A 16,304-nucleotide genomic window follows, 5' to 3' on the forward strand; every position below is an offset into this window, starting at 1 on the left:
CGATCAGGGGTACAGGCCGCGCATTTCGCGCGCTTGCAAGATCCGCTTACACGCGACGATGAACGCCGCCGTTCTCACCGACACGTTCTGCTCGCTCGACACCTGCCACACAGCGGCGAATGCTTCGCGCATCACGCGTTCGAGGCGCTGGTTAATCTCGTCTTCGGTCCAGAAAAAGCTCGAGAAGTCCTGCACCCACTCGAAGTAAGACACCGTAACGCCACCTGCGTTGGCCACCACGTCCGGAATGACGAGGATGCCGCGATCGTGCAGGATGTCGTCGGCCGCCGTCGTGGTCGGGCCGTTTGCGCCTTCCACGACGATCTTCGTCTTGATCTTGCCGGCGTTCTTTTCGGTAATCTGGTTTTCCAGCGCAGCCGGGATCAGGATGTCGGATTCGACGGTCCAGAATTCTTCATTCGTGACCGCGTCGGCTTCAGGGAAACCACCGACGCCGCCCGTCTTCGCGACGTGATCGAGCAACGCAACCGCGTCGATACCGGTCGACTTGTAGAGCGATCCAGTGTGATCCTGCACCGCGACCACCTTTGCGCCCGCTTCCTGGAACAGACGCGCGGCAATCCCGCCGACGTTGCCGAAACCTTGCACGGCAATGCGAGCTCCTTCGATGTCGAAGCCGATGCGGCGTGCCGCCTCGCAACCGACCACGAACACGCCGCGCCCCGTCGCTTCACGGCGTCCGAGCGAACCGCCGAGCGTGATGGGCTTGCCGGTCACGACGCCGGTCGCCGTTTGGCCCTGGTTCATCGAATACGTGTCCATCATCCACGCCATGATCTGCTCGTTCGTGTTCACGTCCGGCGCGGGAATGTCGGTATTCGGTCCGATGATGATGCCGATTTCGCTGGTATAGCGACGCGTCATGCGCTCCAGTTCGCCACGCGACAAAGTGCGCGGATCGACACGGATGCCGCCCTTCGCGCCGCCGTAAGGAACGTTCACCGCAGCATTCTTCACCGACATCCACGCGGACAGCGCCATCACTTCCGACAGCGTCACGTCCTGGTGATAACGCACACCGCCCTTGCCCGGACCGCGCGACACGTTGTGCTGCACGCGGTAGCCCTCGAAGTGCGCGACGGTGCCGTTATCGAGTTCGATAGGCACGTCGACGATCAGGATGCGCTTGGGGCGCTTCAGGGTTTCGAGCCAGCGGGACAACGAGCCGAGGTACGGCGCGACGCGGTCGACCTGGCGCAGGTAGTTACCCCAAGGGCCGAGGTCTTCGCTATTCAGGTAGGAGGGAACGGACTGCAACGTTGAGGCAGATTGTGCGACTTGCTGCTGGGAAGACATGAACGCTCCGGCGTTGTTCGAATAGCAGCATTGTCGAAAAACGCCGTTTTGAAATCCAATGCCGTTTCCTTATCCGATTATGTTTTTTTTGCATAACCCGCGAAAAGCCGCAAATTTGCGTCGTAGGCAAGCAGGTTGGTAACGGGTCGCTTCAAGCGCTGCCGTGCGCGAGTTCTTCCGACACCACGTCCCACAACTGCCGCACGAGGATTTGCCGCGCGTCGTCGCTCTTCGCGGCCAGCTTGTCCCGGTACAGACGAATTTCCATGGTCAGCGTGAGCTGGCCTTCGGGCGTGCCGCGCGTACCGCGGTCGAGCCGGATCAGCTTGCCGTCCGCGACCGCGTCTTCCACCGCGCTGTGCGGCAGGAAGGCGATGCCGTGACCCGCCAGCGCCATCGCCTTGAGGCCTTCCGCCATGTCGGTCTCGTAGAGCCGGTCGAGATACAGGCGTTCGTGCGCGTTCGCGAGAATCACCTCGGTCATGCGTCCAAGATACGCATTTGGCGTGTACGACAAATACGGCGTGGGCGCTTCGGCCGTGCCCGGCAACGTATGACGCGGCCGGCCTGCGCGCCCCGGCGCGGAGAATGGGCTGATCGGCTCGTTGCCTAGCGTCAGCATGTCGTAGCGGCCGGGATCGAGCGCGACTGGATGACTGGGATGGTGATAACCCATCATCAGATCGCAACCGCCTTCCACCAGCGACAGCGCCGCGTCGTGCACGTTGAGCGCGCGCAGCCGCGTATGGATCGGGCCCATTTGCGCCTCGATGCGTTGCAGCCAGCGCGGGAAGTACGTGAGCGACAGCGTGTGCGGCACGGCGAACTCAATGGTCGCTTGCGGCGTCGCTGTATGGCCGCGCAGGAGCGCCCGGGCTTCGTGGAACTGCGAGAGCATCGCGAGCGCCTGCTCGTTGAAGACCTGCCCCGCCGCCGTGAGCCGCGTCGGATAAACCGAGCGGTCGATCAGCTCGGTGCCGAGCCACGCCTCGAGCGCCTGAATGCGCCGCGAGAACGCCGGCTGCGTGACATGACGCAACTCAGCCGAGCGGCTGAAACTACGCGTTTCCGCGAGCGAAACGAAGTCTTCCAGCCATTTCAGTTCCATGCGAAGCCTGCTGCCGGCGAGAAAGAAGAAGTCAGCATTCTAGTGGGTGTCGCAGCGGCACCGGCGTTGGCGGCGAAGGCTTTATCGCAGCTTCGTCAAAAAATCGGATTTTGCCGATAGGCCCGCGCGCCGCGCATCGCTATCTTGCGTCGGCGCGCGACGCGGGCGATCAACCCTCGTCGCGCTACACCGCCACCGCGGACACGGCCGGCACACATCGGTCGGACCATCTACTCACCTTGCCGCGCAACGCGGCCTCGCCCATGCCGCCACTCGTTTCGATCATCACGCCGACCGCCAATCGCGAGCACCTGCTGCCTGCCATCACGCGCTGCGTGTTGCGCCAACGAGTCGACTGGGAATGGCTGATTCTTGATGACAGCGCCGTGCCGAGCGCCTATCTGCTGGCGCTGGCTTCGCAGGACGCACGCGTTCGCTATTTTCATTCGCCGGCGCGAATGTCGATCGGCTCGAAGCGTAACTTTCTGATCGGCGAAGCGCGCGGTACGGTGATCGCCCATTTCGACGACGACGACCACTATGCGCCGCATTACCTCGCCCATATGGTCTCGACGATGCGTGAAAACCGCGCCGATCTCGTCAAGCTGTCGGGCTTTTTCATGTATGCGCCGCACACGCGATTCTTCGGCTATATGGACCTCAACGCGAAAGTTGGCCTGCATTACGAACTGAGCGGCCAGTCGGTCAATCATGTGGAGTTCCACGAAAAAATGCAGATAGGCGCGGACTTCGTGCTGTTCTATGGCTTCTCATACGTGTACGAAAAGGCGCTGGCTGCGGTGTCCGCCTTCGACGATATCGACCTATGCGACGACGAGAGTTTTATCCGGCCCGTGGTCGAAGCAGGCCGCAAAGTCATTGCCGCGGACGACCCGCAGGCGAGTTGCCTGCATATCGTGCATCCGGGCTCGACGTCGCGCTGTTTCTCGCGCTACTCGATGCCTTCGTTCATCCTGCCTACGCTATTCCCTTGCTACGAAGACTCGCCGGCTTGAGCGTCGCAGCCTTTCGTCGCGGAACGTTCAATGAAGGCTGGCGGCCGGCGCTCCGGCGGCCGGCGTTCCGGGCGGATGCTGCTCTAGTGGTAAAATTCGCGGTTCCCTTCCGTTCCGATCCGCTCACCGTTAGTTTAGTGAGCGCTCAACGCCCAGAGCCAGCCGCCATCATGTCCGACACCCGCCCCGACACCCTGTTCGCGCTGAATGCGCTTTCTCCGCTCGACGGACGCTATGCGTCGAAAACTGAAGCCCTGCGCGACTGGCTCTCGGAAGCCGCGTTCATGCGCAATCGCGTGACGGTCGAAATCCATTGGCTGATCGCCCTTTCGCGCGCGGGTTTCGCGGAAGTGCCGCGCTTCTCCGATGCCTCCGAGCAATTCCTGTTGCAACTGGCCGAGCGCTTCACCGCGCACGACGCCGCGCGCATCAAGGAAATCGAGCGCGTGACGAATCACGACGTGAAAGCGGTCGAGTACTGGCTGAAGGAATCGGTCAAAGGTCAGGAAGAACTGGAGCGCGCGAGCGAGTTCATCCACTTCGCGTGCACGTCGGAGGACATCAACAACACGTCGCACGGCCTGATGCTTGCGGGCGCCCGCGAACACGTCATTTTGCCGGCGCTGCGCACGGTGCATCAGAAGCTCGTTGCACTCGCTCACGCGCAAGCGGAGCAGCCGATGCTCTCGCGCACGCACGGCCAGCCGGCCAGCCCGACCACGCTCGGCAAGGAGATCGCCAACGTGGCCGCGCGCCTCGAACGCGCGATCGACCGTATCGCGAAGGTCGAACTGCTCGGCAAAATGAACGGCGCGGTCGGCAACTTCAACGCGCATCTGTCGGCGTATCCGGAGTTCGACTGGGAAGCGTTCTCGCGTGAAGTGGTCGAACAGCGTCTGAAGCTCGCATTCAATCCGTACACGATCCAGATCGAGCCGCACGACTACATGGCCGAGCTGTTCGACGCGGTCGCGCGCGCAAATACGATCCTGCTGGATCTCGACCGCGACGTGTGGGGCTACATTTCGGTCGGCTACTTCAAGCAACGCACGAAGGCCGGCGAGATTGGTTCGTCGACGATGCCGCACAAAGTCAACCCGATCGACTTCGAAAACTCCGAAGGCAATCTGGGGCTCGCAAACGCTACGCTGCGACATCTCGCCGACAAGCTGCCGGTTTCGCGCTGGCAGCGCGACCTGACCGACTCCACGGTGCTGCGCAACATGGGTGTCGCGTTCGGTTACTCGCTGCTCGCGTACGACTCGCTGATCCGCGGTCTCGACAAGCTCGAAGTGAACGCACAGCGCCTGAACGAAGACCTCGACAATTGCTGGGAAGTGCTGGCCGAGCCGGTGCAAACGGTGATGCGCCGCTACGGCATTGAGAATCCGTATGAGCAGTTGAAGGAATTGACGCGCGGCAAGGGCATCACGCGCGAGGCGTTGCAAACGTTCGTGGGTGGCCTGGCTATTCCGCAAGACGCGAAAGACCGCCTCCTTGCCATGACGCCGGGCTCGTACATCGGCAAGGCCGTCGAACTGGCGAAGCGCATCCGCTAAAAGCTTTCGTCGTTCTGCAGGTCAAAAGAAAAAGCCGCTCGATCGAGCGGCTTTTTTTATCTAACCGGCAAACACTGCGCCGGAGCTTACCGTTGTTGGACCTGCTTCAACACCTCGTCCACGATCTGTTCCGGCGACAGTTCAATGCTCACCGTCACTGCTTCGTCTGGCCCCGGCTCTTCGAGCGTATCGAGCTGGCTCTGCAGCAGCGACGGATCGAAGAAGTGCCCGGTACGCGTGGTCAGACGTTGTTCCAACACCTCGCGCGAGCCCTTCAGATAGACGAAGCACACGTCCTTGTCGCCGTCGCGCAGAATGTCCCGATACGAGCGTTTCAGCGACGAACATGTGAACACCGCTGTCTCGCCCGCCTTCTGCTTTTCTTCGATCGCGGCGCGGATAGTTTTGAGCCACGGCCACCGGTCTTCGTCGGTGAGCGGAATGCCGTGGTGCATCTTCTCCTTGTTGGCGGCGCTATGAAACGCGTCGCCGTCGGTGAACGCGCAGTGCAGGCGTTCCGCCAGCATCTCGCCAATTCTCGTTTTGCCGGCGCCCGACACGCCCATTGCGATCAAAATCATCAAAAACTCCTTACAGGACCGCCGCTAGCGCGAAGGTCAAGCCCAAACCCATCAACGAAATGATGGTCTCGAGGAGCGACCATGTCTTGAAGGTCTGCCCCACCGTCATACCGAAGTATTCCTTGATCAGCCAGAAACCGCCGTCGTTCACGTGCGAGAAAATCAGCGAGCCCGAGCCCGTTGCCAGCACGAGCAATTCCGGCTTCACTTGCACACCGCTTGCCGCCGCGATTGGCGCGACGATGCCGCAGGCAGTGGTCATTGCGACCGTCGCCGAACCCGTAGCAAGACGGATCAGCGCCGCGACCAGCCAGCCGAACAGCAACGGCGACAAGTGCGCTGCGGTGGCTGCAGCAACGATTTCCTTCGAAATGCCGCTATCCATCAGCACGCGCCCGAAACCACCGCCCGCGCCGACGATCAGCGTGATGCCCGCGATCGGCGCAAGACATTCGCCGCAGAATTTCTGGATCTGATCGCGATTGAAGCCACGGCTTGCACCGAAGGTCCAGAAGCTGACCAGCACCGCGATCAGCAGCGCGACGTCAGAGTTGCCGACGAAATGCAGCAGGTCGTTCGGCAAGGTCTTCGGCGTGAACACGAGGTCTGCCCAGCTACCCACCAGCATCAGAATCACAGGCAGCAGAACCGTGAAGAGCGTGATGCCGAAGCTCGGCAGTTCGCGCTTCGGCGCTGTGTTCGTTGCACCGTTCTTCGCCGCGTCGTCGTGACCGAGGAATTGCGCGGCCAGTGCGTTTTCTTGCGGCAGCTTGACGTAGCGGCTGATCAGCAGCGCAAACAGCGGACCGGCGACGATAGCCGTCGGCACGCCGATAATCAGGCCATAGGCGATCGTCTTGCCGATATCGGCGTGATACTGCTGCACCGCGAGCATTGCGGCCGGATGCGGCGGAATCAGCCCGTGCACGACGGACAGGCCCGCGACCATCGGCAGGCCGACCAGCAGCAGCGATTTATTGGTGCGTTTCGCGACGTTGAAGGCAATCGGAATCAGCAGAACGAAGCCGACTTCGAAGAACACCGGCAGACCGACGATGATCGCGACGACCATCATCGCCCAGTGAATATTCTTCTCGCCGAACCAGTTGATGAGCGTCGTGGCGATGCGTTCGGCGCCGCCCGATTCGGCCATCATCTTGCCAAGCATGGTGCCGAGGCCCACCACCACCGCGATGTGACCCAACGTGTTGCCGTTGCCCGTTTCGAACGATTTGACGATGGTCGCCATCGGCATGCCGGACGCGAGCCCGAGCAGCAGCGACACGATGATCAGAACGAGGAACGGATAGACCTTGTAGCGCGTGATCAACAAGATCAGCAAGGCAATGGCGATTACCCCGAATACCAGCAGCGTGCTGCCGTGAACAGCTTCCATGAAGCTCCTCCTTTTTGCGTTATTGATTGTGGGTGCGCAAGACAGCAGCCCCCTCGTCTCATGGCGACGGCACGCATCAGAACTGTGCGAACCGCGCGGACGCTGAATTTTACTGTTTGTTGTCTCGAAATGCCCGCGAAACTAACGAGCATATTTGCAACGAAGCCTCGCCGCGACAGCCGAAGCGGCTGTATCGACGAGGCTTTTGCTTTCCTGGCTCGTTGACCTGGCTAGATGCGGCGGATAAGAGCTAGTGAGCGGGCGCGGCCAACTGGCTCGCGGCGCGAGCAAGACGCGTGACTTCTTCCCAGTTCTGCGCGGCCAGTGCGGCTTTCGGCGTGAGCCATGATCCGCCGACGCACACCACGTTCGGCAACGACAGGAAGTGCGTGGCCGTTTCCGCGGTGATGCCGCCGGTCGGGCAAAACTTCAGCGTCGGGAACGGGCCATGAAAAGCTTGCAGCATTGGCACACCGCCCGCTTGCTGCGCCGGGAAAAACTTCACGATCTCGTAACCGAGTTCAAGCGCGGTGATGATGTCGCTCGGCGTCATCACGCCAGGCAGAAGCGGCAATCCGGCGTCCTGCGCAGCTTTGTGCATGTCCTTCGTGAGGCCCGGCGAGACACCGAACTGCGCGCCTGCTTTCTTCGCCTGAGCGCAGTGCTCGGGTCGCGTGATCGTGCCGACGCCGACGACGATGTCATCGGCAAGGTGGCTCGCGCGCTCAATCGCTTCCAGGCCGGCAGCCGTGCGCAGCGTGATTTCGAGCACCTTCACGCCGCCCGCATGCAATGCGCGCGACACGTGTTCGCCCTGCTCGGCGGAATCGAACGCTAGCACCGGAATCACCGGACCGAGGCGCACGATATCGCTTACTGTTTTCGACGTCATTGTCAAACTCCTTGTTTCTGCCAGCTGCCGGTTGGCGCGCTTGGCTGGCTGGATTGATTGCCGGTTTTTTCTGACGACTCAGCTCGCCTGGCAAGTCCGTTGGTCAATCGGCTTAGCTGGACGTGCCGGTCAATCCGCTTCGTCAGCTGCCTGGTCAGTCCCGTTAGTCCCGTTAGTCCCGTTAGTCGCGTTGGTCGATCAACCTACCCGGTCCGGTTCGTACCTGTCTCGTCCGATTTGCTGCGCCACTCAACTCACGCGGCGGGTACCGCTTACCCCGCCTGCGTGGTGCTCGCAACAGTCACGCCCGACTCACCCACATGGTTCTCTGCAGGCGCGGTGTGCTCGCCGTGCGATGTCGCACGTTCCCCCACCATCGGCCCGAACACCGACGCGCCCTGCTCCGCAGGCGCTGCCGCCGCGCGGAACACACCGAACAGCTCGCGGCCGAAACCGACTTCGTTCTCCGCCTGATGCAGCGGCACAGCGTTCGGGCGCGCAGCCCACTCGGCCGGGTCGATTTCGATGTCGAGCACGCCTGCTTCGGCGTCGATCACCAGCATGTCGCCGCTGCGCACCTTGCCAATCGGCCCTTGCAGCAGTGCTTCCGGCGACAGATGGATCACCGCGGGCACCTTACCCGACGCTCCAGACATGCGCCCGTCCGTGACCAGCGCGACATGGAAACCTTGATCCTGCAACACACCGAGCAGCGGCGTCAAACGATGCAGTTCCGGCATGCCGTTTGCCCGCGCGCCCTGGAAACGCACCACGGCAATGAAGTCACGCTTCAGTTCGCCGTTATCGAACGCTTCCTGCACGGCTTCCTGCGAGTCGAATACGATGGCCGGCGCTTTCACCTTGCGATGCTGCTGCGCGACGGCCGAGATCTTGATTACGCCGCGGCCAAGCTTGCCCTGCATTAAACGCAGGCCGCCGTCCGCCTGGAAAGGCTCCTTGATGCCGCGCAACACTGCCGTGTCTTCGCTGGCCTGTACGCCGGGAACCCATTGCAGCTTGCCGTCGAGCAGCTTCGGTTCTTCCGTGTAGTGATGAAGGCCCTTGCCCGCCACCGTGTTGACGTCTTCATGCAGCAATCCGCCTTCGAGCAGATTGCGCACGAGGAACGCCACGCCGCCGGCGGCGTGGAAATGATTTACGTCGGCTTTGCCATTCGGATAGATCTTCGCGAGCAGCGGCACCGCTTGCGACAGCGTGTCGAAGTCGTCCCAATCGATCACGATGCCGGCGGCGCGGGCAATCGCGACGAGATGCAGCGTGTGATTGGTCGAGCCGCCTGTCGCCAGCAGAGCGACGATACCGTTGACGATCGCTTTCTCGTCGATCACGTGACCAATCGGCATGTAGTGACCGCGCTCGACGGTCAGATCAAGCACGCGGCGCGCGGCCTGCGCGGTCAACGCGTCGCGCAACGGCGTATGCGGATGCACGAAAGCCGAGCCGGGCAGGTGCAGGCCCATGATTTCCATCAGCATCTGGTTGCTGTTCGCTGTGCCGTAGAACGTGCAGGTGCCGTGGCCGTGATAGGCGGCGGCTTCCGCTTCGAGTAGCGCGTCGCGGCCGCACTGGCCGGTCGCGAACTGCTGGCGCGTCTTGGCTTTGTCGTCGTTCGAAAGACCGCTCGTCATGGGGCCGGCCGGCACGAAGATGGTCGGCAGATGGCCGAACTGCAGCGCGCCGATCAACAGACCCGGCACGATCTTGTCGCAGATGCCGAGGCACAGCGCCGCGTCGAACATATTGTGCGTAAGCGCAACCGCGGTGCTCATCGCGATGACTTCGCGCGAGAAGAGCGACAACTCCATGCCCGCGTTGCCTTGCGTAATGCCGTCGCACATGGCCGGCACGCCGCCCGCGAACTGAGCGACGCCGCCGTTCTCGCGCGCAGCCTGCTTGATGATGTCCGGGTAGTTTTTGTACGGCGCGTGAGCCGACAGCATCTCGTTGTACGAGGAGACAATGCCGATGTTCGGTTCACGAATCTGCTTGATGACGAGCTTGTCATTGCCTTCCAGGCCCGCGAAACCGTGGGCCAGATTGGCGCAGGAAAGCGCGCCGCGCGCCGGGAACCTGCCCTGCGCCTCGTGAATGCGCGCGAGGTACGCCTCGCGAGTCGGCTTGCTGCGTTCGACCACGCGCTGCGTGACCTTTAACAATTGCGAATGCGGGGAAACCATCGGAGCTCCTTCGTCGCTGGCGGCGGGCGCGCGGACATGATGCGAGATAGATATCGCAGAGAGTCGAATCAACCAACGACGGCAATGTTAGTAGAAAAACTACACGTTCGCAATCGGAATCCCTGCTGCAATGCGACATCAGAAATCCCGCTCAACGCCTTACTGACGGCTGATCCGCGAGATTCGGCGAAGAGCTAAGGGATAACACCTACGGCACGGATGTAGTTTTTGTACATACTTGGCAATCAGTTATAGTCCACGCATTCTTCAGCATAGTGCGAGATTTCCGATGATGCTGTCCCAGGTTGAAGAGATGCGCGAGCAGTTGCGCCCGTCCGAGCGCAAGCTGGCCGATTACGTGATCGAGGCGCCGCGCGAGGTGCTCGACCTTTCGATGACGGAAGTCGCCGCGCGTGCGGGCGTGAGCCAGCCGACCATCGCGCGTTTTTGTCATGCGCTCGGCTTCTCGGGATTCCGCGAGTTCAAGATCCGGCTCGCGCAAGGCATTGCGACTGAAGTACCTGCCGTTTATCGGGACGTGCGCGCGGACGAACCGGCGCCGGGCGTCGCCGCCAAGGTATTCGACCGGACGATCGGCGCGCTGATCCAGGTGCGCAACAATCTGTCGTCAGATAGTGTCGCGGCGGCGATCGACGTACTCGCGCAAGCGAAGCGGATCGAGTTCTACGGCGCCGGCGGTTCGGGTATCACCGCGCTCGACATGCAGCACAAGTTCTTCCGGCTAGGCATGCCTAGCGTCGCCTACTCGGATCCGCATACGTTCCTGATGTCGGCAGCGATGCTCGGCCAGGGCGACGTCGTGGTCGCGATTTCGAACACGGGGCGCACGCGCGATATCGTCGATGCAGCCAGGTCGGCGGTGGCCGGCGGCGCAAAAGTGATCGCCGTGACGCATGGCAACTCGCCACTCGCGCGGATTGCGTCGGTAGGACTTTTCGCCAACATCGACGAAGACACCGATATCTTTTCGCCGATGACGTCGCGCACTTCGCATCTTGCGATCGGCGACATTCTCGCGGTGGGCGTCGCGCTAAAACGCGGGCCGGAGCTTGCGGAGAAACTGGCCGATGCGAAGGAACTGATTGCGCGCAGAAGGATCGGGACAGACGGATGAAGGGTTGCGCAGGGGAGCAATCCGCTTTCGCTGTGTGTTCATTTACCTGAATGCAAAACGGGCTCCCAAGGGAGCCCGTTTGTTTTGTGTCGCTCGAAGGGACACCTGGGTAATCACAAGTTTGCGTCGCCCGAGGTCAGCGCCATCAGCAAGCGGCCGCGAATGCGAGCGACCACTTCCGATCAGTCGCCGCCCGGAAGCCGACGGAACAGACGCATCGTCGGATACCACGGACTGTCATTGCGCGTGTAGTGCCAGCGCCAGTCGCCGAAGAACGGCAGCATCAACCACACCGGCTTGCCCATTGCAGCCGCCACATGCGCGACCGACGTATCCACGGTCAGCACGACGTCGAGCGCGGCGATCGCGTTGGCGGTCTCGTCCATGGTGCGCAGCGAAGCGCCGACATCGTGGAAGTTCGGCAGACGCTTCGCGTAGTCCGCAGCTTCGTCGGCACCTGCGCCCTTCTGCAAACTGAAGAACTCCGCGTCATCTACCTTGAAAAGGTCGTCCAGCACAGAAAGCGATGGCAATGACCGCTGTCTGTCGTTCTCATGGGTCGGCGCGCCTTTGAACACGACACCCACTTTCAGCTTGCTCTTACTTTCCGTCAACGCAGCGAAGCCGGTTGTGCCCGGCGCGTGCAGGTATGGCACCGACTTCGGCAACGCTTCGAGGTCCAACGCGACGTGAGCGGGAATCGCATGCGGAAAAACCCAGTAGTCGTGCGGCGGCAACTCGGCGGCTTGCGCGACGCTGAGCACCGTGTCGGCCTCTCCCGAGCGCTCGAACAACGCCACGAGCGGTGCCTGACATACCACCGACACCTGCGCAGCGCCACATCGCTCACGCAGAATACGCGCGAATCGCAAGAAGAATATTTCGTCGCCGAGACCGAACTCGCTCCATATCACGATCGACTTCCCGCCGAGCGGCTCGCCGGACCAGGCACGAATCGTCGACGGCGGTTGCACTGTCGTGCGGCGCTGCCATCCGAACTTGCTCATCCACGATTCGCGCGTGCGGAAACCTTCCTGTATCTTGCCTCGCGCGATGGTGTGCAACGCGTGATAGAGCCGCGGCAGATGCTGATCCGGCAGACATTCGATGCATTGAGCCCACAGTCGGTCGATATCTTCGATCAGCTCCCAGCGCAACCATGCAAGCGTCGCACCGTGATAGACCTCGAAGCGGTAGGGATACGTTTTCACGGCGAGTCGCCAGGCACGCAGACTTTCCTGCGCGTCTCGCGCCTTCGACGCAACGTTCATCATCTCGCGCGCGCTCGGTAACGCGCGCTTTCGCAGCACGATTTCGATCGCACATTCGGCGAGACCACGCGCTGTCTGATCGACATTCGCGCGCCGCTCATCGTAATTCTCACGCACCAGAGTTACGCGTTCGCACGACGCGACCGGCGCGAATGCACGCACCAGATCCAGCACGTTCACTGAGCCCGGCAGCGTTTTCTCCGGTTTGCAGATCGTGAAGCTGACCTTGTGCTCGCGATTGAACGGGCTCGGCCACTTGCCCTTCTCATACAGATCTTCGTCGGGAACGGTCAGGATCGCATAGCCGCCCGGCTTGAGCAGTTCCAGCCATCTGGCCAGTCCCTGAAACGGATTGGCCAGGTGTTCGAGGCAATGGCTCGAGTGCACGAAGTCGAACGATGCGTCCGGTGCGCCCGCCATGCGAAGCGCGTCGCCTTGCGCCTTGTCCCAGGACACGATCTCCGTCACGCGCGGAAAGGCGTGTGCATGCGCGTTCAGCGGGTCGTCGCCGGCGCCGATGTCAATGCCTTTGCCCGCGAAGTAGTGCTGCTGGAACGACGGGTCGCGTGCGCGACGCATAGCGGATTTGCTGGTCTCTTTCATGTTCGTCTCACTGCGCTCCATGCAGCTTGTCGAGCCACAACGCTTGCATACGCTCACCCAGGATTTCCGGACGTCCGTGGAAGATCAGTTTTTCAATGGCCTTCGGGCCTGCCATTGCCGCGGCCAATTCGCGGCGTTCGTGCGCGTTTTCGATCAGACGCAGCGCGGATGCCTTGTATTCGTCGTTCGTCTTCGTGATGGTCCACTCGGGGAAACCGAGGCGGCGGAACATACCTTCGTCGATATGTTCATGCACTTCGCGGCCTGTCTTGCAGACACCCACGAGCCCGGCCCAGACCGTATCGACGATTCCGTTCGTGTTGCCGAACGGGAACGGGTTCAGGAACATGTCGCAACCGGCGATCACCTTCATATAACCGGCGTAGCCCTGATGCTTGTGAACGACAGCATTTTTCCCAAGCAATCGACGTATCAGGTTGCGCACCTGCGGAAATACGAGACCGGTTGCCTGACCTACCAGGAAATGGAACTCCACCGGCACGCTTGCTTCGCGGGCGATCGCTGCGCACGTGTGCAGGAAACCTGGATTGAGCTTGATCGTCGTGCCCGCCACTGCAATTTTCACGACATTGGACGGCTCTTTCTCAGCCGGCAGTTCCAGTTCTAGCATGGCGGCCGGCGCGCGATACGGCATGCCGTCAGAGGGCAGCTTCAACAGCTTTTCGCTAAAGCATGCTTCGTCGCCCACATAGTCTTCTTCGACCACGACGTAATCCATTGCATGACCGTGTGTCGTGGCCGGATGACCCAGCGCCATCAATTGCAAAGGCGCGACGCGCAGGCACGCGAGGACCATTGTGATCGGGAACATGCCGACGCTCGGCATGTACATCTGCTGCGCGTTGCGCGCTTCGCTCGTATCCCGTACATGACGCGCGGCTTCCCACACGTTCGCGCCTTGCAGCGGGATGAACTCATGGAATACCGCCTTGCCGGCATCGTCAACACGGCCGTCGTAGCCCATGCCGATCAGGTGGAACTTGTCGCGCATCGCGACGAGCGTCTGCGAATGCGTGCGATAGATGGAGTGGTTCTTCGAGAACCATTCGAGCACGACCAGGAGCACCGGCTTCTCACCCTCGACACGAGCGGCCGTGCGCGTGACGTCCGTAATGCCAAGCGACTCGAGCTTGCGGCGAATCAGCGCGTTGATCGGCTTCTTGATGTCGTGCTTGGCCGCCATGTCCGCGTAGCTGCAGTGCATGTAGACGTCGTGCAAGACGCCCATCGGCAGGGAATCGATGCTGTCGATCTGCTCGAGCCGCTCGGGCAACCAACGCAGCAGCAGTTCGCGCTTCTGGTGCGCCGACGGCGTGCCGAGAAAACGCGACGACATGATCGTCATCGCAAGAGATGCGGCCATCGTCTTGTCGAGTTTCCACAGCGCGTCCCAGTCGAGACGGACTTCCGACTCCGGCAGATAAAACAGCTGGAACTTGCGGACTTCGCTGTTGCGCAGCTCGATGGCATTGCGCGCGTGCTCGTCGACGCCAAGCGACCGAAGAATGTGATCGGCGTTGCGGAACGGGCTCGCGGCAAACATCGCGGCAAGCCAACGCTGGAACAACGCCGTGCGAACAATACCTGCGTCGGAGAACGTGAACTTCGGATCAGTCACAAGGCTCGTGATTGCGGACGTGAGACGTGCGAGCAGGTGATCGTCCATGATGTCCTGGGCTTCATTCGATTGAGCCCAGACGTCGACGTCCATCAGGATGCCGTAATGCTGGTCGATCTTGCTGAGCAGCTGAAGCAGTTCGCGGCTCGCCTTTTCGTGTTCACGGCGGTACGTTGCGTACCTTGATTGACGGTCATCGTGTTGGTGTTTTGCGAAATGCTCGCCTGGCCGGCCATCACCTGGCCGTTGGTCGGCAGCGACTGCGCGCGGCTCACCGACGGCTGAAATGCGACGAGCGCGACGGCCATGGCGGTCATCGTGGAAACGACGCCCAGTTCGCGGCCCGAAGGACCCACGCCGGCGCTTTCACCTGCTTGCTTACCTTGACTCGCGACGTTTTCCGCAACAGCGACGAGCATGCCGAGACGTTTGCTAAATACCCGGCGGAACCGATTCTTGTTCATGAAAGACTCATAATTAAGTTGGACACACGACAACCGCGCACTGCGGCTCGACATTGAGCGAAGCGGGGCTATGCCGTCGTGCTTTGCTAATGTTCGAAGCTGAGAATATGAGACGCGTCCAACAGACAGAATCAGACGAGGACTAAAAGCGCGTCCTGCGGCGGCAGGCGTTTGCAGACAAACGTGGAGTCGATGCGGCGCGCTTTAGGGCGCATAGGCGGGCTTGCCGTCTAGCAGACTAGCGGCGAGAGAATGGAAGAGTCCGTGAGGCGCTTGCGCGATGGACGCAAGCAGGAAATTCGATGAGAAGCGAGTCCGCTGATATTAGCGGCGAAGGATGCCGCGCACGGACAAGCGCGGCAAACCTGCCGCACCACAATTCAGAAAAGTCTTAACCAACGCGGCAGGGTTCAGCGCCTGAAACCGATGAGAAAGCGGAAATTTAGGATGCCCACAGAGTGTGCGGACCGCTTCCAGGGGGCGCGCTTCACGCATTCATTCTTGCAGCCGAGCGGCGGGGAATGCCGCGTCGCTAAAGTCAAGCCACTACGTTACTCGTCACGCCGCGAGCGACACTACTCGCAGCGAAACATGCGAACAATTAGTCATCCGACACGCTACGCGTGTGGCTCAAATCAGAATGGCTTGATGACCACCAGTGCGACCGCTGCCAGCATCCCGAGCACGGGCAGTTCGTTGAACATCCGATACCACTTGTGCGTGCGACGGTTCTGCCCGCGCTCGAATGTCCGCAGCAACACGCCGCAGTACGCATGGTAAATCACCAGCAGCGCGACGACGCCGACCTTCGCATGAATCCAGCCCTGTCCTTGTCCGATTCCCACGACGAGCCAGAGCCATAACCCGCAAATGAGCGCCGGCACGGCGATAAACGACATGAAGCGAAACAGCTTGCGCGCCATGATCAGGAGACGCTTCACCGCCGCCGGCTCGGTTTCCATCGCCAGGTTGACGAAAATGCGCGGCAAATAGAACAGACCGGCAAACCAGGAAGCGACCAGAACGATATGAAACGTCTTGATCCAGAGCATCGGATGTCCTTGGGTGCGTGTTGAGTGTTGTAACCAGCGTGTCGTGGCCAGCCTGTGGTGACAGCCTGTTGTG

12 protein-coding genes and 1 pseudogene are annotated in these 16,304 nt (G+C 61.3%); 3 read left to right on the top strand and 10 right to left on the bottom strand.

The genetic code is table 11. The features are described 5' to 3' along the window. Positions 1-3 precede the first annotated feature (3 nt). Together J2W46_RS08985 and J2W46_RS08990 are read right to left on the bottom strand one after the other, a co-directional pair. Positions 4-1,317: a Glu/Leu/Phe/Val family dehydrogenase gene (locus tag J2W46_RS08985; RefSeq protein ID WP_020069313.1), complete on the bottom strand. Its 1,314-nt coding sequence runs from the start codon at positions 1,315-1,317 to the stop codon at positions 4-6. A gap of 151 nt (positions 1,318-1,468) precedes the next feature. Continuing rightward, positions 1,469-2,425, bottom strand: coding sequence for a LysR family transcriptional regulator (locus J2W46_RS08990; RefSeq protein WP_020069314.1), 957 nt, complete (start codon positions 2,423-2,425; stop codon positions 1,469-1,471). 110 nt (positions 2,426-2,535) lie between these two features. On the opposite strand from J2W46_RS08990, the gene J2W46_RS08995 reads away from it, so the two are divergent. Both J2W46_RS08995 and purB read left to right on the top strand, forming a co-directional pair. After that, the gene (locus J2W46_RS08995; protein WP_310352916.1) at positions 2,536-3,441 is read left to right on the top strand and encodes a glycosyltransferase family 2 protein; all 906 of its coding nucleotides are present in this window, start codon (positions 2,536-2,538) and stop codon (positions 3,439-3,441) included. Between the two features lie 170 nt (positions 3,442-3,611). Beyond that, positions 3,612-5,000 (top strand): adenylosuccinate lyase, encoded by a 1,389-nt coding sequence (gene purB, locus J2W46_RS09000; protein WP_020069316.1) that lies wholly within the window; start codon positions 3,612-3,614, stop codon positions 4,998-5,000. Between the two features lie 86 nt (positions 5,001-5,086). Here the strand turns inward: purB and J2W46_RS09005 are convergent, their stop codons facing one another. From J2W46_RS09005 to edd, 4 genes are all read right to left on the bottom strand, one after another. Continuing rightward, positions 5,087-5,581: a gluconokinase gene (locus J2W46_RS09005; RefSeq protein ID WP_020069317.1), complete on the bottom strand. Its 495-nt coding sequence runs from the start codon at positions 5,579-5,581 to the stop codon at positions 5,087-5,089. A gap of 10 nt (positions 5,582-5,591) precedes the next feature. After that, entirely contained in the window at positions 5,592-6,977 is a 1,386-nt protein-coding gene (locus tag J2W46_RS09010) for a GntP family permease (RefSeq protein WP_020069318.1), read from the bottom strand. Positions 6,978-7,227: 250 nt separating this feature from the next. After that, positions 7,228-7,869, bottom strand: coding sequence for a bifunctional 4-hydroxy-2-oxoglutarate aldolase/2-dehydro-3-deoxy-phosphogluconate aldolase (gene eda / locus J2W46_RS09015; protein ID WP_020069319.1), 642 nt, complete (start codon positions 7,867-7,869; stop codon positions 7,228-7,230). A gap of 272 nt (positions 7,870-8,141) precedes the next feature. Then, a complete protein-coding gene (gene edd, locus J2W46_RS09020) occupies positions 8,142-10,067 on the bottom strand; it encodes a phosphogluconate dehydratase (RefSeq protein ID WP_310352919.1) in 1,926 nt (641 codons plus the stop codon). 289 nt (positions 10,068-10,356) lie between these two features. Between edd and J2W46_RS09025 the strand changes: the two genes are divergently transcribed. Further along, positions 10,357-11,202, top strand: coding sequence for a MurR/RpiR family transcriptional regulator (locus J2W46_RS09025; protein WP_087752256.1), 846 nt, complete (start codon positions 10,357-10,359; stop codon positions 11,200-11,202). 182 nt (positions 11,203-11,384) lie between these two features. Here the strand turns inward: J2W46_RS09025 and J2W46_RS09030 are convergent, their stop codons facing one another. The 4 genes and pseudogenes from J2W46_RS09030 to J2W46_RS09045 form a co-directional block, all read right to left on the bottom strand. Next, a complete protein-coding gene (locus J2W46_RS09030; RefSeq protein ID WP_310352921.1) occupies positions 11,385-13,076 on the bottom strand; it encodes a methyltransferase domain-containing protein in 1,692 nt (563 codons plus the stop codon). A 7-nt stretch (positions 13,077-13,083) separates the two neighbouring features. Next, positions 13,084-14,895: pseudogene (locus tag J2W46_RS09035) on the bottom strand (peptide transporter); the annotation flags it as partial. Then, positions 14,808-15,233 (bottom strand): ESPR-type extended signal peptide-containing protein, encoded by a 426-nt coding sequence (locus J2W46_RS09040; protein WP_310352923.1) that lies wholly within the window; start codon positions 15,231-15,233, stop codon positions 14,808-14,810. The gene J2W46_RS09040 and the pseudogene J2W46_RS09035, both read right to left, overlap by 88 nt. Positions 15,234-15,814: 581 nt before the next feature. Continuing rightward, positions 15,815-16,231 carry a CopD family protein gene (locus J2W46_RS09045; RefSeq protein WP_020071306.1) on the bottom strand — a complete coding sequence of 139 codons (417 nt, stop codon included), beginning with the start codon at positions 16,229-16,231 and terminating at the stop codon, positions 15,815-15,817. Between the last annotated feature and the right edge of the window lie 73 nt (positions 16,232-16,304).

The sequence above is a fragment of the Paraburkholderia strydomiana genome, assembly GCF_031456815.1.
Classification (GTDB): Bacteria; Pseudomonadota; Gammaproteobacteria; order Burkholderiales; family Burkholderiaceae; genus Paraburkholderia; species Paraburkholderia caledonica.

Excerpts from the sequence above, each read along its gene's own strand:
- J2W46_RS08985 (WP_020069313.1), bottom strand. The coding sequence starts at position 1,317 with ATGTCTTCCCAGCAGCAAGTCGCACAATCTGCCTCAACGTTGCAGTCC.
- J2W46_RS08990 (WP_020069314.1), bottom strand. The coding sequence starts at position 2,425 with ATGGAACTGAAATGGCTGGAAGACTTCGTTTCGCTCGCGGAAACGCGT.
- purB (WP_020069316.1), top strand. The coding sequence starts at position 3,612 with ATGTCCGACACCCGCCCCGACACCCTGTTCGCGCTGAATGCGCTTTCT.
- J2W46_RS09005 (WP_020069317.1), bottom strand. The coding sequence starts at position 5,581 with ATGATTTTGATCGCAATGGGCGTGTCGGGCGCCGGCAAAACGAGAATT.
- J2W46_RS09010 (WP_020069318.1), bottom strand. The coding sequence starts at position 6,977 with ATGGAAGCTGTTCACGGCAGCACGCTGCTGGTATTCGGGGTAATCGCC.
- eda (WP_020069319.1), bottom strand. The coding sequence starts at position 7,869 with ATGACGTCGAAAACAGTAAGCGATATCGTGCGCCTCGGTCCGGTGATT.
- edd (WP_310352919.1), bottom strand. The coding sequence starts at position 10,067 with ATGGTTTCCCCGCATTCGCAATTGTTAAAGGTCACGCAGCGCGTGGTC.
- J2W46_RS09025 (WP_087752256.1), top strand. The coding sequence starts at position 10,357 with ATGATGCTGTCCCAGGTTGAAGAGATGCGCGAGCAGTTGCGCCCGTCC.
- J2W46_RS09030 (WP_310352921.1), bottom strand. The coding sequence starts at position 13,076 with ATGAAAGAGACCAGCAAATCCGCTATGCGTCGCGCACGCGACCCGTCG.
- J2W46_RS09040 (WP_310352923.1), bottom strand. The coding sequence starts at position 15,233 with ATGTCGAGCCGCAGTGCGCGGTTGTCGTGTGTCCAACTTAATTATGAG.
- J2W46_RS09045 (WP_020071306.1), bottom strand. The coding sequence starts at position 16,231 with ATGCTCTGGATCAAGACGTTTCATATCGTTCTGGTCGCTTCCTGGTTT.